21 protein-coding genes are annotated in these 24209 nt (G+C 62.9%); 12 read left to right on the top strand and 9 right to left on the bottom strand.

Features of this window, described 5'->3' with window-relative positions:
• Positions 1 to 57: 57 nt before the first annotated feature.
• Entirely contained in the window at positions 58 to 714 is a 657-nt protein-coding gene (gene fsa, locus FJ986_RS25485) for a fructose-6-phosphate aldolase (protein WP_140518241.1), read from the top strand.
• Positions 715 to 787: 73 nt separating this feature from the next.
• Here the strand turns inward: fsa and FJ986_RS25480 are convergent, their stop codons facing one another.
• The 3 genes from FJ986_RS25480 to leuS form a co-directional block, all read right to left on the bottom strand.
• Entirely contained in the window at positions 788 to 3349 is a 2562-nt protein-coding gene (locus tag FJ986_RS25480; RefSeq protein ID WP_140676215.1) for a DNA translocase FtsK, read from the bottom strand.
• A gap of 263 nt (positions 3350 to 3612) precedes the next feature.
• On the bottom strand, positions 3613 to 4191 hold the full coding sequence (gene lptE / locus FJ986_RS25475; RefSeq protein WP_140676212.1) for an LPS assembly lipoprotein LptE: 579 nt from the start codon (positions 4189 to 4191) through the stop codon (positions 3613 to 3615).
• Entirely contained in the window at positions 4178 to 6802 is a 2625-nt protein-coding gene (gene leuS / locus FJ986_RS25470; RefSeq protein WP_140676210.1) for a leucine--tRNA ligase, read from the bottom strand. The genes lptE and leuS overlap by 14 nt, the downstream gene beginning before the upstream one ends.
• 153 nt (positions 6803 to 6955) lie before the next feature.
• Here leuS and FJ986_RS25465 point away from each other — a divergent pair, with 153 nt between their 5' ends.
• The 3 genes from FJ986_RS25465 to FJ986_RS25455 all read left to right on the top strand — a co-directional run bounded on the left by FJ986_RS25465 (position 6956) and on the right by FJ986_RS25455 (position 9137).
• On the top strand, positions 6956 to 7618 hold the full coding sequence (locus tag FJ986_RS25465) for a YggS family pyridoxal phosphate-dependent enzyme (RefSeq protein WP_140676207.1): 663 nt from the start codon (positions 6956 to 6958) through the stop codon (positions 7616 to 7618).
• A 182-nt stretch (positions 7619 to 7800) separates the two neighbouring features.
• Positions 7801 to 7950 carry a type II toxin-antitoxin system Phd/YefM family antitoxin gene (locus FJ986_RS31000; protein ID WP_246681834.1) on the top strand — a complete coding sequence of 50 codons (150 nt, stop codon included), beginning with the start codon at positions 7801 to 7803 and terminating at the stop codon, positions 7948 to 7950.
• A gap of 137 nt (positions 7951 to 8087) precedes the next feature.
• The gene (locus tag FJ986_RS25455; RefSeq protein WP_140566741.1) at positions 8088 to 9137 is read left to right on the top strand and encodes an aldo/keto reductase; all 1050 of its coding nucleotides are present in this window, start codon (positions 8088 to 8090) and stop codon (positions 9135 to 9137) included.
• A 154-nt stretch (positions 9138 to 9291) separates the two neighbouring features.
• Here FJ986_RS25455 and FJ986_RS25450 read toward each other — a convergent pair whose 3' ends face one another.
• Positions 9292 to 10197 carry a LysR family transcriptional regulator gene (locus FJ986_RS25450; protein ID WP_140492931.1) on the bottom strand — a complete coding sequence of 302 codons (906 nt, stop codon included), beginning with the start codon at positions 10195 to 10197 and terminating at the stop codon, positions 9292 to 9294.
• 124 nt (positions 10198 to 10321) lie between these two features.
• Between FJ986_RS25450 and FJ986_RS25445 the strand changes: the two genes are divergently transcribed.
• Together FJ986_RS25445 and FJ986_RS25440 are read left to right on the top strand one after the other, a co-directional pair.
• On the top strand, positions 10322 to 11503 hold the full coding sequence (locus FJ986_RS25445) for an MFS transporter (protein ID WP_140560737.1): 1182 nt from the start codon (positions 10322 to 10324) through the stop codon (positions 11501 to 11503).
• Positions 11504 to 11561: 58 nt separating this feature from the next.
• On the top strand, positions 11562 to 12596 hold the full coding sequence (locus FJ986_RS25440; protein WP_140676204.1) for an aldo/keto reductase: 1035 nt from the start codon (positions 11562 to 11564) through the stop codon (positions 12594 to 12596).
• Positions 12597 to 12827: 231 nt separating this feature from the next.
• Here the strand turns inward: FJ986_RS25440 and FJ986_RS25435 are convergent, their stop codons facing one another.
• Positions 12828 to 13100 (bottom strand): usg protein, encoded by a 273-nt coding sequence (locus FJ986_RS25435; RefSeq protein ID WP_140492921.1) that lies wholly within the window; start codon positions 13098 to 13100, stop codon positions 12828 to 12830.
• Positions 13101 to 13404: 304 nt separating this feature from the next.
• Here FJ986_RS25435 and acs point away from each other — a divergent pair, with 304 nt between their 5' ends.
• The 5 genes from acs (at position 13405) to FJ986_RS25410 (ending at position 18676) form a co-directional block, all read left to right on the top strand.
• Positions 13405 to 15360, top strand: coding sequence for an acetate--CoA ligase (gene acs / locus FJ986_RS25430; RefSeq protein ID WP_140518231.1), 1956 nt, complete (start codon positions 13405 to 13407; stop codon positions 15358 to 15360).
• Between the two features lie 8 nt (positions 15361 to 15368).
• Entirely contained in the window at positions 15369 to 16109 is a 741-nt protein-coding gene (locus FJ986_RS25425; protein ID WP_140676202.1) for an MOSC domain-containing protein, read from the top strand.
• A gap of 605 nt (positions 16110 to 16714) precedes the next feature.
• Positions 16715 to 17188 (top strand): hypothetical protein, encoded by a 474-nt coding sequence (locus tag FJ986_RS25420; RefSeq protein WP_140676199.1) that lies wholly within the window; start codon positions 16715 to 16717, stop codon positions 17186 to 17188.
• Positions 17189 to 17205: 17 nt separating this feature from the next.
• A complete protein-coding gene (locus tag FJ986_RS25415; RefSeq protein WP_140676196.1) occupies positions 17206 to 17934 on the top strand; it encodes a hypothetical protein in 729 nt (242 codons plus the stop codon).
• A complete protein-coding gene (locus tag FJ986_RS25410; RefSeq protein ID WP_140676193.1) occupies positions 17927 to 18676 on the top strand; it encodes a hypothetical protein in 750 nt (249 codons plus the stop codon). The genes FJ986_RS25415 and FJ986_RS25410 overlap by 8 nt, the downstream gene beginning before the upstream one ends.
• Positions 18677 to 18743: 67 nt before the next feature.
• Here the strand turns inward: FJ986_RS25410 and FJ986_RS25405 are convergent, their stop codons facing one another.
• The 3 genes from FJ986_RS25405 to FJ986_RS25395 all read right to left on the bottom strand — a co-directional run bounded on the left by FJ986_RS25405 (position 18744) and on the right by FJ986_RS25395 (position 23014).
• The gene (locus tag FJ986_RS25405; RefSeq protein WP_140676190.1) at positions 18744 to 20009 is read right to left on the bottom strand and encodes a cyclopropane-fatty-acyl-phospholipid synthase family protein; all 1266 of its coding nucleotides are present in this window, start codon (positions 20007 to 20009) and stop codon (positions 18744 to 18746) included.
• A 365-nt stretch (positions 20010 to 20374) separates the two neighbouring features.
• Positions 20375 to 21853, bottom strand: coding sequence for a TadE/TadG family type IV pilus assembly protein (locus FJ986_RS25400; RefSeq protein WP_140676187.1), 1479 nt, complete (start codon positions 21851 to 21853; stop codon positions 20375 to 20377).
• A gap of 291 nt (positions 21854 to 22144) precedes the next feature.
• The gene (locus FJ986_RS25395) at positions 22145 to 23014 is read right to left on the bottom strand and encodes a transglutaminase family protein (protein ID WP_140676184.1); all 870 of its coding nucleotides are present in this window, start codon (positions 23012 to 23014) and stop codon (positions 22145 to 22147) included.
• Between the two features lie 181 nt (positions 23015 to 23195).
• Between FJ986_RS25395 and FJ986_RS25390 the strand changes: the two genes are divergently transcribed.
• Entirely contained in the window at positions 23196 to 23870 is a 675-nt protein-coding gene (locus FJ986_RS25390; protein ID WP_140676182.1) for an HAD-IA family hydrolase, read from the top strand.
• A gap of 60 nt (positions 23871 to 23930) precedes the next feature.
• On the opposite strand, the gene FJ986_RS25385 is transcribed toward FJ986_RS25390, so the two are convergent.
• A complete protein-coding gene (locus tag FJ986_RS25385) occupies positions 23931 to 24149 on the bottom strand; it encodes a DUF1674 domain-containing protein (RefSeq protein ID WP_140518225.1) in 219 nt (72 codons plus the stop codon).
• Positions 24150 to 24209 lie beyond the last annotated feature (60 nt).

Here is a 24209-nt window from a genome sequence, read left to right as displayed (position 1 = left end):
CAAAGGGCAACGCTGAACGTGCCTTCACAAGCACGAGGAAATCGTCAGGAGACCGCCATGAAATTTTTTGCCGACACCGCCGACATCAAGGAAATCCGCGAACTGATTGATCTGGGGCTGCTCGACGGCGTCACCACCAACCCGTCGCTGATTCTCAAATCGGGCGGCAAGATCTCCGAGGTCACCAAGCAAATCTGCGACATCGTCGAAGGTCCGGTTTCGGCCGAGGTCGTAGCCACCGAATACAAGCAGATGATGGCGGAGGCCGAGGTGCTGGCCAAGATCGCGCCGAATGTCGCCATCAAGGTGCCGTTGACGCTGGATGGATTGAAGGCCTGCAAGACGATCCGCACCCAGATGAACCGCATGGTCAATGTCACGCTCTGCTTCTCGGCCAACCAGGCGCTGCTCGCCGCCAAGGCAGGCGCCTCCTTCATCTCGCCCTTCGTCGGCCGCATCGACGATACCGGCTCGGACGGCATGGAAGTGATCCAGGAGATCCGTCAGATCTACGACAATTACGATTTCCAGACCGAGATCCTGACGGCTTCCGTGCGCACCGTGAACCACGTCAAGCAGGCGGCGCTCATCGGCGCCGATATCGTCACCGCGCCGCCCGCGACACTGAAGGCGCTGGTCAACCACCCGCTGACCGACAAGGGTCTTGCCGCCTTCCTCGCCGACTGGGCCAAGACCGGCCAGAAAATCGGCTGAGCGAGCTTATATCCGACACGAAAAAAGGCCGGGCAACCGGCCTTTTTTCGTGCGCTGCGGATCAAGAGGCCGGTCAGTCCGTGCCGTCATCCTCAGCTGCGGTTACCGGCGGGCGCCGGCCCATGATGATCTCGCGCTTGCCGACATGGTTTGGTGCACCGACCAGACCCTCCTTCTCCATGCGCTCGACCAGGGACGCGGCGCGGTTATAGCCGATGCCGAGGCGGCGCTGAATGTAGGACGTCGAGCACTTCTTGTCGCGCAACACCACCTTGACCGCCTCGTCATAGCTGGTATCGCCGTCCTCCGCCGCAACGGCGCCCTTGTCGAAGACCGCGCCCTCATCGCCTTCGTCTTCCTCTTCATCCTCGTCGGCCGTCACGGTTTCCAGGTATTCGGGGCGACCCTGCGCCTTCAGATGCGCCACGACATGCTCGACCTCCACGTCGGAGACAAACGGGCCGTGCACGCGGGCGATGCGCCCGCCGCCCATCATATGCAGCATGTCGCCCTGACCCAGCAGCTGCTCGGCGCCCTGCTCGCCAAGGATGGTGCGGCTGTCGATCTTGGAAGTGACCTGGAAGGAAATCCGGGTCGGGAAATTGGCCTTGATCGTGCCCGTGATGACATCGACCGAGGGGCGCTGCGTCGCCATGATCAGGTGGATGCCGGCCGCGCGCGCCATCTGCGCCAGGCGCTGGATGGCGCCTTCGATCTCCTTGCCGGCGACCATCATCAGGTCGGCCATCTCGTCGACGATGACGACGATGTAAGGCATTGGCGCGAGGTCGATTTCCTGCTGCTCGAAGAGCGGCTCGCCGGTGCCTTTTTCGAAGCCCGCCTGCACGGTCATGACGACCGTCTCGCCGTTTTCGCGGGCAGCGGCGGCGCGCTGATTGTAGCCGTCGATATTGCGCACGCCGAGCCGCGCCATCTTGCGATAGCGGTCCTCCATCTCGCGCACCGCCCATTTGAGCGCGGTAACGGCCTTTTTTGGATCGGTGACGACCGGGGTCAGAAGATGCGGGATGCCGTCATAGACGGAGAGTTCGAGCATCTTGGGATCGACCATGATCAGCCGGCATTCCTCCGGCTTCAGCCGGTAGAGCAGCGACAGGATCATCGTGTTGATGGCAACCGACTTGCCGGAACCGGTGGTGCCGGCAACGAGCAAGTGGGGCATCTTTGCCAGTTCGGCGATGACAGGCTCACCGCCGATCGTCTTGCCGAGGCAGAGCGCCAGCTTGCAGCCGGTCTTGCGGAAGCCCTCCGATTCGATCAGCTCGCGGAAATAGACGGTTTCGCGCGCCTCGTTCGGAAGCTCGATGCCGATGACGTTGCGGCCCGGCACGACGGCGACGCGCGCCGAGATCGCCGACATGGAGCGGGCGATGTCGTCGGCGAGACCGATGACGCGGGAGGATTTGACGCCCGGCGCCGGCTCGAATTCATAGAGAGTGACGACCGGACCGGGGCGAACATGGATGATCTCGCCGCGCACGCCGAAATCCTCGAGCACGCTTTCCAGAAGATCGGCATTCTGCTCGAGCCGCTCCTGCGACATGTAGAAGCCTTGTCCCTCCGGCGGCTGCTGCAACAATTCTTCTGAGGGGAGTTCGTACGTCTCGCCCGTCGCGGTCGGCACGATCCTGCCGACCAGTGGCGCTCGCGACGATGCGCGCGCAGCCGGAGCCGGTGCGGCTTGCTCCAAACTTTGCGTGACCAGTGCCGGAACGGCATTGCTTGCGACGGCGGGAATTGCGGCCGGAGCCCGGGCTTGCTGCGGCACGCGGTTCGCCGCCGGCTGAACCGCGGCCTGGTTGGAGTTGGCCGGACGGACATCCGGCACGGCGGACGGAGCTGGCGACCCGGGAAGGCATTCGATGACACGGAACAACGCGGTCGGATCGGCCGTTGGCGCGGGGCGGTTGTCGATCCGCTCGGTGACCACAGGCGCGGTCGTGCGTGCAACCGAAACGGCCCGAGGCGCGGGTGACGGGCCTTCGACCAAATAGGGCGCCATGACCTCGAAAAAGACGTGATCCGACAGATAGGGCCAGCGCACATTTTCGCGCCCCGTCGTCTTGACCGGGGCTGTCGCTGCTTGGGCGGACGCTGCCGGTGCGGATGCCCGCGCCGCCGCAGTCATCCTGTGGCCCGCAGGCGTAGCGGCGGCCCGCGCCTTTTCGCCGGCATGCCCTGACGGAACCGGCGCCGGGGCCGGTTGCACCACGGCTCTGTTGCCGACGGGCGGCCTGGCGGCGCCCGAAGAAAGGTTTCGGCTTGGTATCGGCGCCGATGAAGACGTCCCAGCCGCGGTGGATTGGCCAGGTGCCTGCGGTGCTGGTGATTCGCTTTGCTCGACGGCAATCGCCTCGTCCCGCGACCGGCGCGTGCTGGCTTCATAGTCCGGCGTGCGCGTAAACCGCACATTGGGCGCCAGGAAGAAATAGTCTTGCCAGGCAGGGCTTTCGTTGCCGCCGAGATCAATAGGGGATGGGGAAGGGCCGGCTCCTGCCGCTCTTGTCCGCTGGCTGTCGGCCTTGTTGTCCACACCCGTGAAACGCTTCACCCCGGGGTCATCGGGCGACGCTGCCTTCAATGAACTGACCCGAGGAAAACGCTTGGATTCCATGCTCAAGACTCACGCTGAAATGTCTGCTGAGCAATAGAGAGCGAGTGGTTAACAGTTGCTTCCCGTCGGCCCCTCCGGAGCGGCGAAGCGTGACTTTCACAGCGGTGTCGGACGATCGGACCCGTGCGGCCGATCGTCATCCCACGATCGTCAACACACCCGCGTGCTTCGGCTAAAGGCGAACGGAGAACCGGCTCCGGAGCCGTGGCAAAGGCGGCCTTCAGGCACCAGATTGTTATGCCACCATGAAACGGAGAGCGGCGCTAACCGGCCGTCTTGCCGTGCCGTGCGAGATCCTGGGCGATGGACAGTTGCAGCGCGTTGGCAAGCTCGCGCGCGGCGCGGTTCTCGGCATCGATCTGTGCCCGGTACGCGGCGAATTCCTGGCGCGGCCTGTCGAAGGACGAAGTGATCGCCCGCCTGCCGGTCGCGATCACCGCCCCGGTTTTGGCATCGGTCAGCCTGTAGCCGGCGGTCAGCGTCACCGAACCGGCGGTCGGCTCGTCCTGGTCGGTTCCGACCTGCACGAGCGCCGAGGATTCAACGGCTTCGGTCACGCCGAGGTCGAGCGAGTAGGCCGGCGATGCCGGTTCGCCGGCGCCGCGCCCAAATCCGAAGATCAAATTGTTGCGCACCTGCTGGCCGTAACGCGTCCTGACCGGTTTGATGGCAATCGACGCCAGTTCGGCATTGGCGCTCGAGCCGGTCGACAGCGGCGCGCTCGAGTAGAGCGGCCGCACCTGGCAGGCCGAAACGAGCGCAAGCGAGCCGACAAGGCCGGCAAGCGCGACACGGCGCAGCAAACGGCTCAGCTCTGTCTTCTCCCGATCAGGCAACGACATTGACGATCCTCTGCGGCACGATGATCACCTTGCGCGGAGCCTTGCCTTCGAGCGCCTTCTGCACGAAGTCGAGAGCGAGCACGGCTTTTTCGACCGCACCTTGGTCCGCGTCGCGGGCAATTGTCAAATCCCCGCGCTTCTTGCCGTTGACCTGGACCGGGTAGGTGACCTCATTGTCGACGACCAGCGCCGGGTCGAAGATCGGCCACGGCCGTTCTGCGACCAGATCGGCACCGCCGAGCGCCTCCCAGCATTCCTCGGCCAGATGCGGCATGATCGGCGCGATCAGGTGCACGAGCACCTCCACGGCCTCCCGGCAGGCGCCTTTGAGCGCGGTATCGGCCTTGCCTTCGGCCACGTCATTGAGCGGCGTGGTCAGCACGTTGGCGAGTTCGTAGATGCGGGCGATGGCGCGGTTGAATGCGAGTTTCTCGATGTCCTCGCCCACCGCTTTCAGGATCTTGTGCGTGGCCTTGGAAACCGCCCCGGCTTCACCGCCACCGCCCGCTATGGGTGCGATGCCGGCCAGCGATTCGGCCGCGGTCGAGACCAGGCGCCAGATGCGCTGCATGAAGCGATGCGCGCCGGCGGCGCCATCGTCGGTCCATTCGACGTCGCGTTCGGGCGGCGAATCCGACAGCATGAACCAGCGCGCGGTGTCGGCGCCGTAGCCGTCGGTGATGTCTTCCGGGCTGACCGTGTTCTTCTTCGACTTCGACATCTTTTCCAGGGAGCCGATCTCCGCCGTCTCGCCCGTGGCGATCTCGACGGCGCGGCGCTTGCCGCCGACGTCCTCCAGCCGCACCTCGGTCGGCGCCAGCCAGCGCCCGTTCGATGCCGATCCCACGCGATAGGTCTCGTGCACCACCATGCCTTGCGTGAACAGGCCCTTGAACGGCTCGGCCAGGTCGAGATGGCCGGTCTCGCGCATGGCCCGGGTGAAGAAGCGCGAATAGAGCAGATGCAGGATCGCGTGCTCGATGCCGCCGATATACTGGTCGACGGCCAGCCACTCGTTCGCCGCCTTCGGGTCGGTCGGCTCGTTCGCCCAGGGCGCGGTGAAGCGGGCGAAATACCAGGACGAATCGACGAACGTGTCCATCGTGTCGGTTTCGCGCCGCGCATCCTTGCCGCATTGCGGGCATTTGACATGGCGCCAGGTCGGGTGGCGGTCCAGCGGGTTGCCTGGGCGGTCGAACTCGACATCGTCGGGCAGCTTCACCGGCAGGTCTGCCTTCGGCACCGGCACCACGCCGCAATCCTCGCAATGGATCATCGGGATCGGGCAGCCCCAGTAGCGCTGGCGCGAAATGCCCCAGTCGCGCAGGCGGAAGTTGACCTTGCGCTCGGCCATCGGCCGGTTGCCGATCGTCTTCTGCTCCAGCAGCTTCGCCACCTCGTCGAACGCCCGCTCCGGCTTCATGCCATCGAGGAAGCGCGAATTGATCATCACGCCGTCGTCGACATAGGCTTCCTCGATGACCTGGAAGGTCTTGGGATCAGCCCCTTCCGGCATCACCACCGGGATCACCGGCAGGCCGTATTTGTTGGCGAAGTCGAGGTCGCGCTGGTCGCCGGACGGGCAGCCGAAGATGGCGCCGGTGCCGTAGTCCATCAGCACGAAATTGGCGACGTAGACCGGCAGCGTCCAGTTCTCGTCGAACGGATGCACGACACGGATGCCGGTGTCGAAGCCCTTCTTCTCGGCCGTCTCCAGCGCCGCCACCGAAGTGCCCATATGGCGGACTTCGTCGATGAAGCTCGCCAGCGCCGGATTGGTCTCGGCGGCCTTCCTGGCCAGCGGATGGTCGGCGGCGACCGCCATGAAGGAGGCGCCGAAGATGGTGTCGGGCCTCGTCGTATAGACTTCCAGCTCCTGCTCGCCGGCGACGGGAGCCGCCAGCGGCCAGCGGATCAGCAGACCTTCCGAACGGCCGATCCAATTGTGCTGCATCAGCTTGACCTTCTCGGGCCATTCGTCGAGGCGATCGAGCGAATCCAGGAGATCCTGCGCAAAATCGGTTATCCTGAAGAACCATTGCGTCAGCTCGCGTTGTTCGACCAGCGCGCCCGAGCGCCAGCCGCGCCCGTCGATGACCTGCTCGTTGGCGAGCACCGTCATGTCCTCCGGATCCCAATTGACCTTCGAGGATTTGCGCGTCACCAGGCCCTTCTCGACAAAGTCGAGGAACAGCATCTGCTGGCGGTGGTAGTAGTCGACATCGCAGGTCGCGAATTCGCGCGCCCAGTCCAGCGACAGACCCATGACCTTGAGCTGCTCGCGCATGGTGGCGATGTTCTGGTAGGTCCATTCCTTGGGATGGACCTTGTTCTGCATCGCCGCGTTCTCGGCCGGCATGCCGAAGGCGTCCCAGCCCATCGGATGCAGCACGTTGAAACCCTTGGCCCGCTTGTAGCGCGCCACCACATCGCCCATCGTGTAGTTGCGCGTATGCCCGATATGGATGCGCCCCGACGGATAGGGGAACATCTCCAGCACATAGTATTTCGGGCGCGGATCATCGTTATGCGCCTCGAACAGCTTCCTGTCGGCCCAGGCCTTCTGCCATTTGGGCTCTGACGCGCGCGGATTGTATCGTTCGGTTGCCATGGGACGTTTTTCACTTAAAAAGCATGCGGACTGCGGGCGACAGCTCGGCAGTCCATTGGATGTGGTCCGGGTGTTCACCATGGTTTGGCAAACCCGTCAACCATATGGGTATCGCGTCTGGAAAAAACGCGGTCAAAACAGCGGGATTTGGACATGGGCGATGCCGTTCAGCAGTTTTTAGCGGTCAAGGCGAAGATCGCCGCCGCCGAGCGCGAAGCCCGGCGCGAGGCTGGCGCGGTGACGCTGGTCGCGGTTTCCAAGACCTTTGACGCCGCCGACATCAGGCCCGTCATCGAGGCAGGCCAGCGCGTCTTCGGCGAGAACCGGGTGCAGGAAGCGCAGGGCAAGTGGCCGGCGCTGAAAGAGGCTTTCCCCGATGTCGAACTGCATCTGATCGGCCCGCTGCAATCGAACAAGGCCAGGGAAGCCGTGGCGCTGTTCGACGTCATCGAGACGGTCGATCGTGAGAAGATTTCCGCCGAACTCGCCAAGGAGATCGCCCGGCAAGGCCGGGCACCGAAACTCTACGTCCAGGTCAACACCGGCTCCGAGCCGCAGAAGGCCGGCATCGAGCCGCGCGAGGCCGTGACCTTCGTCGCCCGCTGCCGCGATGTCCACGGCCTCGCCATCGAAGGCCTGATGTGCATTCCGCCGGCGGACGAGAACCCCGGCCCGCATTTCGCCCTGCTGGAAAAATTGGCGCGGGAGGCAGGCGTCGCCAAACTGTCGATGGGCATGTCCGGCGATTACGAGACGGCCATCGCCTTCGGCGCCACCAGTGTCAGGGTCGGTTCGGCGATCTTCGGCAGTCGATAAAACCGTCCGCCCTGGGTTGGCCCTGTCGTCTGTGAGTTCTAAGCCTATGATACACAGACGGACTGAACACATCTTGCGAGTTAAGCGAGGAGTAGTCTTCTTGAACTGGCACCTGCGGGACGCAAGAAACAAGCTCGAAGCTGGTAAGACAGTCGCGCGAAAAAGGGCCGCAAACCATTGCGGTGCGAGGGCAGCCATCTGCCGTGGTGCTAGCGGTTGAGGACTACGAACGGTTGGTTGGCGCAAAGCCCTCTCTTGCGCAATATCTTCTCTCCGGCCCGTCTGGGATGACGAATTTGTCGAGGAGGTCAATCGCCGCCCGAACACAATGATCCGAGCGGTCCATCTCTGACAAGTTTCTGTCACCGGCAAGATGGTCCAGTTCTACCGGCTGATTATGCCAGCGCTGGAAACGAAACGTACCGTTCCTATTTGATCTGTGTCATCACAAATCTCTGGAGCCTTCGCCATGCGTTACAACCAGCTTGGAAATACCGGCCTGTTCGTCTCCGAACTCTGCCTCGGCACCATGACCTTCGGCGCCGCCGGCCAGAATGCCCAATGGGGCCTGATCGCCAGCCTCGACCAGAAAGGCGTCAACGAGATCGTCGGCCGCTCGCTCGCCGCCGGGGTCAATTTCTTCGACACGGCCGATGTCTATTCCTTCGGCGAATCCGAGCGCCTGCTCGGCCAGTCGCTCAGGGATCTCGGCGTTGACAGGTCGAGCGTGGTCATCGCCACCAAGGTCCATGGTGCCATGGGCGAGGGCCCGAACCAGCGCGGCTCCTCGCGCGGCCACATCATGGATTCGGTCGATGCCAGCCTCGAGCGGCTGCAGCTCGATCACATCGATCTCTATCAGCTGCACGGAACCGACGCGGTGACGCCGATCGACGAAACGCTGCGGGCACTGGACGATCTCGTTGCCAGCGGCAAGGTCCGCTATGTCGGCGTATCCAACTGGCAGGCCTGGCGCATCGCCAAGGCGCTTGGCATAGCCGACCGCAAGGGCTTTGCCCGCTTCGAGACCATCCAGTCCTATTATTCGATTGCCGGCCGCGATCTCGAGCGCGAGATCGTACCGCTGATCAACGAGGAGAAGCTCGGCCTGATGGTCTGGTCGCCGATGGCCGGCGGACTGCTGTCCGGCAAATACGGCCCTGGTGCGCCCGGCAATGGCGAGGGCCGCCGCGCCTCCTTCAACTTCCCACCGGTCAACGAGGACCGCGCCTGGGCGGCGGTCGCGGTCATGCGCGAGATCGCCAAAAAGCATGACGTCAGCGTCGCTACCGTGGCACTAGGCTATGTCCTGGCCAAGCCCTTCGTGATGAGCGTGATCATCGGCGCCAGCCGCATGGATCAGCTCGAACAGAACCTTGCCGCCACGAACCTCAAACTTGATACCGATGATCTCGCCAGACTGGACGAGGTGAGCGCGCTGCCGGCCGAATATCCCGGCTGGATGCTGGAGCGGCAGGCCGCCGGCCGGCGTCCGGCGCCGTTCGTGCCGAAGGCCTGATCGCTTTTCTAGCCTGCTTCGAAGCCGCGTGCCTTAGGTACGCGGCTTCTCAGTTACAGCAATTCCAAGAAAAGTGTGGGCGGTTTTCTGTCCAGAATTGCGTCAGAACAAAGAGTTAGAGCGGTTCGCCGTTTCCATGAAACGGTGAACTGCTCTAGAGGCGAACGGCCTCCGAGAGAAAATCGAGAAAAGCCCGCACCCGCGCAGGCAGATGCTTGCCCTGGCCGACATAGACGGCATGGGTGGCCTCCTCGTCGCCTGGGTTGAATTCCTCCAGCAACGGGACGAATGCCCCGGCGTCGATGTCCGGCTGGACATGCCAGCGCGCCAGCCGAGCGATTCCGCCTCCCGCCAGCGCGATCCGCCGCATCGCCTCGCCGTCGGTCAGCGTTGCGTTTCCGACAACCGGGACGATGACCGGCGCACCTGCCGCATCGACAAAAGGCCAGCCGTCTATATGCCGCGCAAAGCCGAAGGCCAGCATATTGTGACGCCCGAGATCGGCCAGCGTGCGCGGCGTCCCACGCGCTTCGACATAGGAGGGTGCCGCGACCAGCACCATCCGGCTCTGCCCCAGTTTGCGCGCTACCAGCCGTGACTCGCGCAAGGGCCCGGCGCGTATCGCCACATCGGCGCGCTCCTCCAGAAGGTCGATCACGCTGTCTGTCAGCACGGCGTCGACGGAAATCTCGGGATAACGCTCCAGAAACCGAGGCAGCAGCGACATCAGCCGGTGGTGGCCGAACGGCACGTAGCTGTTGACCCTCAACCGGCCGCGCGGCGCCGCCCCGGCGGCCGCCTCGCGCTCGGCCGCGTCCATGTCGGCGAGGATGCGCATGCCGCTGTCGTAGAAAGCAGTGCCTTCCGGCGTCAGTTGCAGCTTGCGCGTCGAGCGGGTGACCAGCCGCGCGCCGAGCCTGGCCTCCAGCCGCGCGATCAATTTGCTCACCGCGGACGGGGTCATGCGCAAGGCACGTGCCGCCGCCGAAAAGCTGCCCGCCTCGACGACGCGCACAAACACTTCGATCTCGCCGGAACGATTGATGTCGGATCTCGCCATCTGTGAATCTATTTCACAGAAAGTATGCCTGGAGCAAGTCTGGTTCACATCGCATGGCCACACGATCTTCCCGGTCGGGGCGCGGCCTGGACAGGGCGCCCGTCACCGCCGAAGTGGAAACATCATGCCTCTCGCTCTCTATGCTCTCGCCGCCGGCGCCTTCGGCATCGGCGTCACCGAATTCGTCATCATGGGCCTGCTCATCGACGTCAGCAAAGATCTCGGCGTCTCGATCTCGGCCGCCGGCCAACTGATTTCCGGCTATGCGCTGGGCGTCGTCATCGGAGCACCTCTGCTGACGATCGCCACCGGCAACTGGCCGCGCAAGACGGTGCTTCTGGCGCTGATGGCGATCTTCACCATTGGCAATCTGGCCTGTGCGCTGGCGCCTGATTATTGGACGTTGATGGGCGCGCGCGTCATCACCGCCTTTGCCCATGGCACCTTCTTCGGCGTCGGCTCGGTGGTCGCCACCGGATTGGTCGCGCCCAACAAGAAGGCGTCGGCGATCGCGCTCATGTTCACCGGCCTGACCATCGCCAACATTCTCGGCGTTCCCTTCGGCACCTGGCTCGGCCAGGCTTTCGGCTGGCGCGCCACCTTCTGGGCGGTGACCGCGGTCGGTCTCGCGGCCTTTGCCGTCATCCTGGCACTGGTGCCGCGCAATCGGACAGCTCCCGAGAAGAGCGACCTGCGCGCCGATCTCGCCGTGCTGCGCCGTACGCCCGTCCTGCTCGGCTTCGCCACCACCGTTCTCGGCTATGCCGGCGTCTTCGCCGTCTTCACCTATATCGCCCCGTTGCTGACCGAGATCAGCGGCTTCAAGGAAGCGGCCGTTTCGCTGATCCTGCTCGTCTTCGGCGGCGGCCTCATCGCCGGCAATATCGCCGGCGGCAAGATCGCCGACCGCTGGCTGGTGCCGGCGGTGCTCGGCAGTCTTGTGGTGCTCGCCCTGGTTCTGGCGACCATGAGCTTTGCTATCCACAGCCAGGTGTTGGCCGTGATCTATGTCGGCCTGCTGGGCGCCGCCGCCTTCGCCACCGTGGCGCCTTTGCAGATGTGGGTGCTGGAAAAGGCCCAAGGTGCTGGCCAGAGCCTCGCCTCGTCCTTCAACATCGCCGCCTTCAACCTCGGCAACGCGGCCGGCGCTTGGCTCGGCGGCGCGGTCATTGCCCAAGGTCTTGGCCTGGGTTCGCTCACCTGGGTCGCCGCGCTGCTGCCGGTCGCGGCACTCGCCGTGGCGGGACTGGCCCTGCGTCTCGACCGCGGCACCGCGCTCGGCGCGCCCGTCTGCGTTCGGTCGTGAAGCTCGCCGGCAAAGCCGGATCGATTCGACTTCTTTCAAAATCACAAGGAGTAAGAAAATGGACTATCGAAATCTTGGCGCATCGGGCCTGAAGGTGCCGGTGCTCTCGTTCGGAGCGGGAACCTTCGGCGGTTCCGGCCCGCTGTTCGGCGCATGGGGCAACAGCGACGCCAGGGAAGCGCGGCGGCTGGTCGACATTTGCCTCGAGGCCGGCGTCAATCTGTTCGACACCGCCGATGTCTATTCGAACGGCGCCTCGGAAGAGGTGCTCGGCGAGGCGATCAAGGGCCGGCGCGATGCCGTGCTGATCTCGACCAAGACCTCGCTGCCGATGGGCGACGGGCCGGCCGACTATGGTTCCTCGCGTTCGCGGCTGATCAAGGCCGTCGACGCCGCGCTGAAGCGGCTCGGCACCGATTACATCGACCTGTTGCAACTGCACGCCTTCGATGCCGGCACGCCGATCGAGGAGGTGCTGTCGACGCTGGACGGCCTCGTGCGCGCCGGCAAATTGCGCTATGTCGGCGTCTCCAATTTCTCCGGCTGGCAGGTGATGAATTCGCTCGGGCTGGCCGACAGGCACGGCTATCCGCGCTATGTCGCGCATCAGGTCTACTATTCGCTGGTCGGCCGCGACTATGAATGGGAGTTGATGCCGCTCGGCCTCGATCAGGGCGTCGGCGCGCTGGTCTGGAGTCCGCTCGGCTGGGGCCGCCTGACCGGCAAGATCCGTCGCGGCCAGCCCGTGCCGGAAAAGAGCCGGCTGCACGACACCGCGAGCTTCGGACCGCCGGTCGAGGACGAGCATCTCTACCGGGTCATGGAGGCCCTCGATGCGGTGGCGCAGGAGACCGGCAGGACCGTGCCGCAGATCGCCATCAACTGGCTGTTGCAGCGCCCGACCGTGTCGTCCGTCATCATCGGCGCCCGCAACGAGGAGCAGTTGCGCCAGAACCTCGGCGCCGTCGGCTGGACGTTGACGCCGGAGCAGATCGGGAAGCTCGATGCGGCAAGCGAGGTCACCGCGCCCTACCCTTATTTTCCCTACCGCCGCCAGGAGGGCTTTGCCCGGCTGAGCCCGCCGGCGGTTTGAGCGTGTCCGACCGCTAGAGCCGAAGGTTAGCGGGGCGGCGCCCGCCTCTGTCCTGCCGGACATCTCCCCCACGGGGGGAGATTGGATGTCACCTCGGCTTTCGCCAATTTCCAACGTGAAGGGATGGCGCTGTTAGCAAAGCTGCCGATCTCCCCCCTCGTGGGGGAGATGTCCGGCAGGACAGAGGGGGCGCCGTAGAGTGCCGACCTTACGGCCTCGAAGCAGCGGCCCCTAATGCAGCACGAATTCGCCGTCGACCTTGCGCCACTCGTTGGGCGCGATGAGCTTCTGGTGCGTGTAGCTGACCGAATGCAGCGGCCCCTCGAGCTTGGTCTTCCAGAACTCGATGAAGCGGATCAGCACCGGAAACTTCGGCGCGATGTCGTAGTCCTGCCATATGAAGCTCTGCAACAGATGCGGATGGTCTGGGAAATGATAAAGGATATTGGCCGTAGTCAGGCCATAGCCCCGCAGCATCAGGTCCATTTCAAGCTGGTCGCGCATTTTTGCTCCCCGGGTTGATTCTCCTTCCTCCCAACAATGGATTGTGCGCGCGGTTGCTTAACCGTCTATTGATTTTTTCTTGATCGAAACCGGCTTTAGCACGCGAAAACATGAAGTTAGCAGCGGTCCGGTGCAAGTGCTGACAGCAGCCGCGGACCCATGTGCGGCATCCCGCCGCGCAAACCCAACGTCTAATGTTGCCGTCATCGCGGAACTGTTAATAATGCGCGCGAATTCGCGGCCGCGTCGCCGCGATCCCGCTGGCGGTTCAAGCCGGCGTTAGTTTCGGGAGGAAAAGCAGGAAATGTCCGAGGTTCATGTCCACCGCGTTCAGCCGGCCTGGAAGAAGAATGCGCTGATCGACAACGACACCTATCTCAAATGGTACGCCGACAGCGTGAAGAATCCGGACAGGTTCTGGAGCAAGCACGGCAAGCGCATCGACTGGTTCAAACCCTTCTCCAAGGTCAGGAACGCCTCCTTCGACGGCAAGGTCTCCATCAAATGGTTCGAGGACGGCCAGACCAATGTTTCCTACAACTGCATCGACCGCCACCTGAAGAAGCGCGGCGACCAGACCGCCATCATCTGGGAAGGCGACAACCCCTACGACGACCGCAAGATCACCTACAATGAGCTCTATGCGCATGTCTGCCGCTTCGCCAACGTGCTGAAGAAGCACGGCGTCAAGAAGGGCGACCGCGTCACCCTCTATATGCCCATGATCCCGGAAGCGGCCTATGCGATGCTCGCCTGCACGCGTATCGGCGCCATCCACTCGGTCGTCTTCGGCGGCTTTTCGCCCGACGCGCTCGCCGGCCGCATCGACGATTGCAAGTCGACCATCGTCATCACCGCTGACGAGGGCCTGCGCGGCGGCAAGCCGATCCCGTTGAAGGAGAACACCGACAAGGCGATCGAGATCGCGGCAAAAGCCGGTACCAGGGTCGAAAAGGTGGTGGTGGTCCGCCGCACCGGCGGCAAGATCGGCTGGGCGCCGGGCCGCGACGTCTGGTACCACGAAGAGGCCGCGACCGTTAAGGCTGAGTGCAAGCCGGAGAAGATGAAGGCGGAGGATCCGCTGTTCATCCTTTATACGTCGGGTTCGACCGGCAAGCCGAAAGGCGTGCTGCACACCACGGCGGGTTATCTCGTCTACGTCTCGATGACGCACCAATATGTCTTCGACTATCATGATGGCGACATCTACTGGTGCACCGCCGATGTCGGCTGGGTCACCGGCCACAGCTACATCGTCTACGGGCCGCTCGCCAACGGCGCCACCACGCTGATGTTCGAGGGCGTGCCCAACTACCCCTCGCAGTCGCGCTTCTGGGAAGTCATCGACAAGCATCAGGTCAACATCTTCTACACCGCGCCGACGGCGCTGCGCGCCCTGATGGGCGCCGGCGACAATCATGTGAAAAAGGCGTCGCGCAAATCGCTGCGCGTGCTGGGGTCGGTCGGCGAACCGATCAATCCGGAGGCCTGGGAGTGGTATTTCAACGTCGTCGGCAACGCCAAGGTGCCGATCGTCGACACCTGGTGGCAGACCGAGACCGGCGGCATCATGATCACGCCGCTGCCGGGCGCCACCGACCTCAAGGCTGGCTCGGCCACGCGGCCCTTCTTCGGTGTCAAGCCGCAACTGGTCGACGGCGAGGGCAAGGTGCTTGAAGGAGCCGCCGACGGCAATCTATGCATCACCGAGTCATGGCCCGGCCAGATGCGCACCGTCTATGGCGATCACGACCGCTTCGTGCAGACCTATTTTTCGACCTACAAGGGCAAGTACTTCACCGGCGACGGCTGCCGCCGCGATGCCGACGGCTATTACTGGATCACCGGCCGGGTCGATGACGTCATCAACGTCTCCGGCCACCGCATGGGCACGGCCGAGGTCGAATCCGCATTGGTCAGCCACGACAAGGTTTCGGAAGCGGCCGTCGTCGGTTATCCCCACGACATCAAGGGCCAGGGCATCTACTGCTACGTCACGCTGATGGCCGGCGAGACGCCGAGCGAGGACTTGCGCAAGGAGCTCCTCGCCCATGTCCGCAAGGAGATCGGCGCCATCGCCACGCCCGACAAGATCCAGTTCGCACCGGGCCTGCCCAAGACCCGCTCGGGCAAGATCATGCGGCGCATCCTGCGCAAGATTGCCGAGGACGATTTCGGCGCCCTTGGCGATACCTCGACGCTCGCCGATCCGGCCGTCGTCGACGACCTCGTCGCCAACCGCCAGAACAAGAAAGGCTGACACCGGCCATGGCCGCGATAGGCAGGATTGCCGAACTCTGGCGCTATCCGGCGAGTTCGCTCGCCGGCGAACGCCTGGAGACGATCGCGGTCGGCACCGAGAGCATCGAGGGCGACCGCATGTTCGGCCTGGTCGATGCCTCCGACAATGAGATCGCCCGTCCCGATCGCGAGCCGAAGTGGCACAAGGTGCCGCGCATCCGCACCCGGCTGACTGGCGACCGCAGGCTCGAGATCGCGATTCCCGGCGCAGATTGGCTGGCGGCGCCCGGCGCCGAAAGCGACCGTGCCGTTTCCGACTATCTAGGCTTTCCGGCCTCGATCCGTCCGTTCGGCCTGGAGAACGCCCCGCCGGCCTATTCCGGCCCGTTGACCGAGGCGCGCTACCGCAAGGCGCCGATCCATCTGTTGACCACCGCCTCCCTGGCGCGCCTGAAGGCGCTGCATCCGCAAGGCACTCCCGACCCGCGCCGCTTTCGTCCCAACATCGTCATCGACATGGCGGCGGTCGAAGGCACTTTCCCCGAAACCGAATGGATCGGCAGGAAGCTCGCCGTCGGCGACCTGCTGTTGACCATTTCCGAGCCGTGCCGCCGCTGCGGCTTCACCATCATCGCCCAGGACGGTTTCGACAACGACCCGGCGATCCTGCGCAATCTGGTGCGTCATAACGCGCACAATCTCGGCGTCTACTGCACCGTCGACAGGCCGGCGCGCGTCGAGATCGGCGCGCCGATGCGGCTCGTCTAGACCCTCAACAGCGATATGGGCGGACCGTATACCTTGGAGATTAGCTCAAATCTTCGCGCCTTCGTCATCATGGGGTGAAGCGACCCAAGCCCTATTTGCCGAACACTGGACGAGGATCTCAAGTCCTTCCATCGAATGCCATGGCGCCTCTGCCAACGTGATTCGAATCATTCGGCATTCATTGCCCCTCGGGCAAGGCAACCGATACGGCGTTCTTTATATGCTCTGCGCAGCACCCCGTCTGGTGTTCTGCTTCGCAGGCGCTGCCCGCCGGCATGTCAGCCAAAGCGACAAAAATTAAATCACAACGTACCGAACTTCACGTCATATGTTCTAGTAGGATACCGTGATCAGAAAAACTAAACAAATTCATATATATAGACATATACAAAGTGTATGAATATAATACATAGTAGATGGTGGACCGATACATGGTGCTTATGTTCTGCTAATGTTCCATCTATGGAACCCTGGTTATGCGCCACAATATGATCATTCACGATAAGATAACCACATACGGACATTAAATCTAAATGTATGTACCTTGACATAGAAATGCTTCGCTCATAGTTAGTCCCTAAACCGCAACGATTAGGGGCGCACCTGTGCCAGAAAACGAGACTCAAGAAACATTCACGGTGTCCCTGATGGGTGCTGGAATCGACGTTAAACGTGAGGTGAGCGCCAGTAAGCTCGCACTCGTCATGAGCATTATCATGGGTAACGATCCAACCGAGGGAGTGGCCGTCGGGGTGCCTAATGTCAGCGCGCCTATTGCACCGGCTAGAGTCTCCCTGCGCGAATTCCTGGATAACGCGAAGGCGACGACAAAACCGGACCAGATCGTTGCTATCGGCCAATATATGGCCGCTCAGGAGGGCAAGGACACTTTCTCGCGCGACGATATCAAGGCGCGTTTCCAGTCTGCGCGAGAACGCCTGCCGTCCAATTTCCCCCGCGACTTCAGCGCCGCAATCGGCAAGGGCATGATTGCGGAGGACCATGCAAAGGCCGGCCAGTACTACGTGACGAAGACGGGCGCGCAGGCCATCGAGCGGCGCTTCGGCGCGCAGAACTAGTCACGGGAGTTTCTAACATGGCTCTGAAGGACCTGGTTGCAGACCGCAGCAAGCTGACAGAAGCGGCGATTGAAGAAATCGTTCGTGACTACATCCGCTATGATCCCGGTACCTATGATGTTGTGTTGACGCCCGCCGGCCTGGCGCTCAGCAATGACTCCAAAGTTCTAGTGGTCCTCGTTGCTATTGCCGGGTGGCAGTATGTGGTCGATGAAGTTCGCGCTGTCGATACCAAGCCTGCTGCACTGGAGCACATGACGGGCATCGCCGGCGGCACCCTCCGCCCGACGCTCAAGAAGCTTAAGGATGCGCACTTGGTGGTGTCCACAAGCGACGGCTACGCTATTCGTGTTGCCAATCTCGATGCCATTGGTCGTGTCATAGAGGGCGAAAAGGCGGTCGCAAAGTCCGGGCCCCGCAAGTCGAAACGCACCGCAGCGGGCGAAGAAGAAAGCACAACCAACGGCGCGGATTCGTCCCTTGGGAGCCGCATTAGTAAGGGCCGCCGGAAGACTGGTGTTCCTATTCGCAGTTCCCTAGGGCAGTTGGTTGACAATGGCTTCTTCGCGGAAGAGCGAACGCTTGGTCAAGTCGTAACGCGGCTCCATGAAATGGCGATTATCGCCAAGACGACCTCCCTATCTGGGCCGATCGCCGAGATGGTTCGGAGCGGAAAACTTGCTCGTAAGAAAGTGACTGAAGGTGGCAAGGACGTCTGGAGCTACAGGAGCGCTTCGCATGCGTGACGCGATCATTGCGGATTTATCCACGAAGGTTCCGACGTCACTAGCCACGGAGCTAGTCGAGACCTACGAGCAGCTTGTCGCCAAGCATCGCGGTGGCGACCTTGAAGCAGCGTTGACTAAGGCGGGCCGCTTCGTTGAACACACCTTCCGCTTAATCGAGCATATCCGCACTGGCACAGCGCCAGCGGAGATTAAGCAAGTAGGAGCGACCATCCGGGCCATTGAGAACGACACTACACTGCCTGATCCTCTGCGTATCCTCATTCCACGAGCCGCCTACGGAATGATCTATGACCTGCGCAGCAAGCGCAACGCGGTGCACGTGAAAGAGACAGATCCTACTGCAATCGATGTCTCTCTGACTGTTGCCGCAGCCGGATGGATAACGGCAGAACTTCTTCGTTTATATCACAAGTCGGACGAGAAGTCCGTGGCAGACGCCATGCTCGCCCTTACTCGTGGGACCATCCCGATGGTGGAGTCGATTAACGGAGAGGTCTTTGTAGGCAGGGCAGTTCCGGCAAAGTTCGAGATGCTGCTACTGCTCGCCCATGCCAAGCCGAAGGGTATGAATCGCACCGCTCTTGGGAATGCAGCGAAATGCAGTCAACCGTCCGTATCCACAGCCTTGAAGGCGCTTGGGTCAGATCGGATGGTTCATCTCGGAGCCGACCAAGCCTACTATATTACTAGCAATGGTGAGCAGACGCTTGGCCAGTGGCTGATTAGCGGCGGTCGTTAGGCGTTCGCTCGAATAAAGAAGTCGCGGACAATAACGGCCTAGATCCTCGTCCACGACACTCGGCATCCTATTCCCGGTACAAATCCGCCCGAGTCGGCGGCAAGCCGCTCGGGCCCCGCGTCCGCTTGGTGGCGACCGTCTGGAAAATCTGCGCCGAGGCACGATCGAAGGCGATCGAACAGCCGGTCAGGTAAAGCAGCCACAGCCGCGCCTTGGCTTCTCCCACTTCGGCGATGGCCTCGTCGAAGCGCGCATGCAGGCGCTCTGCCCACAGCCGGCAGGTGCGGGCATAGTGCTCGCGCAGATTCTCGACGTCGTGGACGAGGAAGCCATGTGCTTCCAGATTGCCGCACGTCATGCCGATCGTGTCGATCTCGCCACCCGGGAAGATGTATTTGATCAGCGCCTTGTATTCCGAGCCCTTGCGCAAGGTCTTCTTCATGCTGCCCTTGCTGCGCCTGGTGATGGCATGATGCAGATAGATGCCGCCCGGCTTGAGCAGGCGATGGACGGTCGAGAAGTAGGCGGCGTGGTTGGCCAGCCCCAGATGCTCGAACATGCCTATCGAGGATATCTTGTCGAAGCTTCCGGTGAGCTCGGCATAGGATTTTATCTCGACGGTGATCCGGTCCTCCAGCCCCTCGGCCCGAATGCGTTCGCGGGCGAGTCCGGTCTGGGCCTCCGACAACGAGACGCCATGGCCGACGACGCCATGATGCTTCGCCGCATGGATCAGCATCGCGCCCCAGCCGCAGCCGATATCGAGCAGGCGGTCGCCAGGCTTCAGCCGGAGCTTGCGGCAGATATGCTCGAGCTTGTCGGCCTGGGCCTGGTCGATGTCATTGGCGAAATCCTTGAAATACCCGCAGCTGTAGACCATGCGCTCGTCGAGGAAGAGCCGGTAGAAGGCATTCGATATGTCGTAATGATGCTGGATCGCCTGCTTGTTGGAGCCGCTGACAAAGGGATTTTGCCCGGCGAGGTCGGCGCGTTGCGTCATCTGCCTTCGCGAGAACAGCACGGCCGGCAGGTCGCGCATGATCGCGAGCTTCGGCAGCGCCTTGAACCGCAGCTTGCCTCGTGAAGGCAGCGCGTAGAGGTCAAACAGCGACCCCTCCTCCACGTCGACCGCCTTGGAAATCCACATCTCGACCAGCGTCGAGAAATTTGGCCGGCGGGCCAGTTGCCAGACGATGTCCTGGTCGTTGATGGCAAGCACCGGGCCGCCGGCCGGACCGACGCGCTCGCCGGTCCAAAGCCTGACGGCAAAGCCCGGCTTCAACGCCTCGACGACCGTGCGAACGATGCGTGCTGCTCTTTCGGTAGCGTCCATGCCGTCCCCCCTGCATTCGGTAGGCCGATCTTGTCCGCTTGAACCCCTGGCCGCAACCCGATTGCACGAAAGGACGCGGCCAAGCCGGAAAAACGTCTTTTTCCATCCGGCGTCTTGTCTTTTGCTGCAACGCACCCCATCATCAGTGCGTGTTCAACAAACTGAAAGGAGGTGATCCGATGTCGAGTGATTTCGTTTTCCAGAACGTGGCCTCAGCGGATTGCACTTTCGGGAAGCAGTCTTCCCGTTAAGGCGCGAGATGCGCGGCGGGCGACCCCTCGGGTTGCCGCCAGGAGCCGCGCCATGGACGGAAACACGGAAGGCCGCCGGCTTCGAAAGAAGCGGCGGCCTTTTCCTTGTGCGACTTACTGCGTCAGCGCGACCTTTTCGGTGTTGCGGATGATTTCCTGAAAAGCGGCGTCCAATTCCACCCCGGTCGACACTTCGAAATAATGTTTTTGAGCGGTGGAGGCATCTTTCGACGAACAGTCCTTCAGCACCGCCTTTGCCTGATCCCGCTCGGTTGCCGACATGTCCTTGTTGTTCAGGTCGAAGCCGATGGTGAAAATCTCGATGCCGTCATTTTTCATGTTGCCGCACAGCGTTTCGGCGTTGCCGCGCGCAAGATTGCCCTGGCTGTTGTAGCGGCCCCCGGTACCGGCGAAGGCGGTATTGAACTGGCCATCGGTCATCAGGATCGCGACCTTGGCGATCCTCTTCGCGTTGACGTCCGAGGCGCCGTTGCCGAGGCCGGCATTCTTGATCGCTGCGCGCCATTGCGGCGACAGCATATAGTAGGTCCACTGAATGGCGATCGCGCCGGCGGTATAACCGTCAGCCTGGAAGTCGTCGATCGAATCAAGCAATGCGCCGGAATCGGCGGTCAGCGGGATCACTTCCGCATCGGGGCACTTGTTCATTCCGCCGCCATCGAGATGATCATCCCGGTTGACCAGGGCGTAGTACTTCTTGCCGTTCTTGTCCGTGCGAACCGTATCTGGGCCGTCGGCAGTCAAATCCGCATCGCCATTTTTGTCCTTGCGCTCCGTGGCGCAATTATCGGGGCGTGGCATCGCCGCGCCGACAATGGAAATGTAGTCGCTGAAGGACGGCAGCAAATTTTTGCCCGTCTTGGCGACAAGAAGCGAACTGCCGGCCACGGGTGGCAGCTCAGAGCTCGCCGGCTTCTCGGCATAGACGTTTTCGGCCAGCTTGCCGGCATTCACGCCGGATGCGTAAGGCACAATCGCGACGCGGATGCGGGGGTTCTTCGGATCCTGGTTCCGGAGCATCGTCCGAACAGCGTTTTTCGCTGCTGCTTTCAGATCGCCGATCTTGTCGACCTTGCCCCGCTTCGCCATCGAGCCTGTGATGTCGAGCATCATAGCCACCTCGATCTGCTTGTCCGAATAGAGCGCCGTCGTCGAGGCGGGAACGCGCTGCATGTCGCGCGTGCCAAACAGCGGGAAATAGAAGGCGACGTCGACATGGGCCTCCGCCTGCACCGTCCTGGCGGTCCTGTCGACCGTCAGCCTGTCGAGCACGATCTGGTTGGCCTGCAGGATGCCGGCCGTACTGTTGGCGTCGAGGAAGGCCTGCACCGATTTGTTGGCGTCGGCCTCCTTGATCACGCCGGTCGTCAGATCCCGCGCCGTCGACGTCACCGCGGCGTCGACCACGCTCTGCAGGCTCGATTTGGCGTTGTAGAGCTGGGTGATGTTGACGGCGAAGCCGACGCCCAGCGCCAAGACCGAGGCGGCGAATCCGAACAGGATGGCGAAATTCCCGCCGCGATGCCTGGCAAAGTCGCCGGCCGCGTCCACAAGACCCCCGAAAATCCGCATCGTTCTCTCTCCGCTCGCCCCGGCCTCGTCGCCGGGCAAACGGATCGATGCAGGATTCCGGCCGGGCGCGGCCAGCGGCCGCGCACCAGGGACTAGACTCTTGTTTTTGCTTCGCTTTCAAGGATGGAAAGGTGAATGACCAGTAAACGCCGATGCTGCGTTCGGGTGGCATTTACCAAGCGCTTACCACGATCTTGCACGTCGCGGCACAGGGCGCGCGGCCGTGTCCCGCCACGGCACAGCGGCTCGTGTGCCAGAGCGAGGCAGTATGGGGATGCATGGAAACCCGGCTCAGGCCAGCATCTGCGCGGTGACCGTCCTGTCGATGGCGTGGTAGGGCGGGTTGAACAGATTGTTCTCCTGTTCGTAGGTCCATACCTTGAACAGGCTGAGCCGATGCGGCCCGAAACTGTGCAGCAACGGCACGTCGGTGGCATCGCGGCCGCGCGCGATGACGATGCGGCCGATCCTCGGAACATTGTGGCGGGGGTCGAACGTATACCACTTGCCGTCGAGAAACACTTCCATCCAGGCCGAGAAATCCATCGGCGCCGGATCGGCCGGCACGCCGATGTCGCCGAGATAGCCATTCACATAACGTGCCGGAATGTTCATGCAGCGGCAGAGCGTGATCGCCAGATGGGCGAAGTCTCGGCAGACGCCGACCTGCTCCTCATGCGCCTGCGCCGCGGTGCGGGTCGAGCGGGCATAGCCATAACCGAAGGACAGGCGGTTGTGGACGTAATCGACGATCGCCTGCACCCTCGCCCAGCCGGACGGCAAACGGCCGAAAAGCTCCCAGGCGAGTTGGCTCAGGTGATCGGTCTCGCAATAGCGGCTGCCCAGCAGATAAAACAGCACCTCGTCGGGCAGCTCTGCCACCGGCACCTCGCGTGCCAGCGTGTTGACCTCGTCCGTCTCGCCGCTGTCCTCGACCACGGCATCGTAGAGGATGCGAAAAGTGCCGGCGGGTGCGGTAAAGCGGCGGCACGAATTGCCATGCAAATCGCTGTAGAGCCTGGTCGAAACCGCGGGCGACGTCAGCATGCGCGTCTGCCGCTTGATGTCGGCCTGCCTGTCCCTGTGGATCTCGAGCATTGAAATCACCGGCGTGGCTCCAGCGCATTCAATGGCCATTTCGTAGCCGAGCCGAATCAGCATCGCGTCCCCCTTCGATGGTCGTGGAAAAGCAGCGAAGTTGAAACGCCGGAGGCGGATCACGGTTCCCTAACTTGCGGAAAAGGGGACTGGCCGAAAAGGAGGCCGCGCGGCTTCCAATGCCGGCGCAGGGACGTTACCATCGGCGCTCCCTCGAAAGACCTCCCCGAAATCAAGGAAAATCATGTACGCAGGCAGAAAATTCGCCGCCTTCCTCTTCGATATGGACGGCACGCTCATCAATTCCATTGCCTCGGCCGAACGGGTGTGGAGCGACTGGGCGCGGCGGCAAGGGCTCGACGTCGCCGCCTTCCTGCCGACGATCCATGGCGTGCGGGCGATCGAGACGATCGCCGGTCTGGCGCTCCCCGGCGTCGATCCGGCGCATGAGGCCGACCTCTTGCTCAAGGCCGAAGCCGCCGATCTGGAGGGCATTGTTCAGATCGCCAACGCCGCGGCGTTTCTCAACGCGCTCCCGCCGGAGCGCTGGGCGATCGTAACCTCGGCGCCGCGGGAACTGGCGCTCTTGCGCATGAAGGCTGCCGGCATCCCCGTCCCGGCCGTCCTGGTCGCGGCGGAAGATGTTTCACGCGGCAAGCCGGCGCCCGACTGCTTTCAGCTCGGTGCAACGCGGCTCGGCGTCGATGCGCGTGATTGCCTCGTGTTCGAGGATGCCCCGGCGGGCATCACGGCGGCCGAGGCGGCGGGCGCAGCGGTCATGGTCATAAACGCCACGCACCGACATCCCCTGGCGACGCAGCATGCCGCGATCGCTGGCTACGACGCCATCGGCGTCACCGTCGACGAGCGCGGCTGGATCGCGCTCGAGCCGCAGCGGGCGGCGGCAACGGCCTTCTAGGCTGTGGGGACAGTCAAACACCCGATTGCCGGCAAATGAGCTGTTTGCTGGGCCGGCATATTAGAAATCGCTGGTCAGGCCCTTAATCTCCCAGTCGCCGTAGCGGCCGGGCTCCTTGCCGCCGCGGCCGCCGACTTCCTTCGGCACCGCGGCTTCCTTGCGGCGGTAGTCCTCGCGCCGCGCCGCGGCCTCTTCAAGCGCGCGGCGGGCGGCGGGCGTCAGCGTCTTCAGCCGCGCTTCGTCATCAGTGGCAGGTGTTTTACTGGTCTCGTCGTTCATGCGATATTCCGGCGGATTGAAACAGGCCGATTGAAACGGGTACCGGCGTTTCCCATCATA

The organism is Mesorhizobium sp. B1-1-1 (assembly GCF_006442955.1).
Lineage (GTDB): Bacteria > Pseudomonadota > Alphaproteobacteria > Rhizobiales > Rhizobiaceae > Mesorhizobium.
This window is presented reverse-complemented; position numbering and strand designations above follow the sequence as displayed.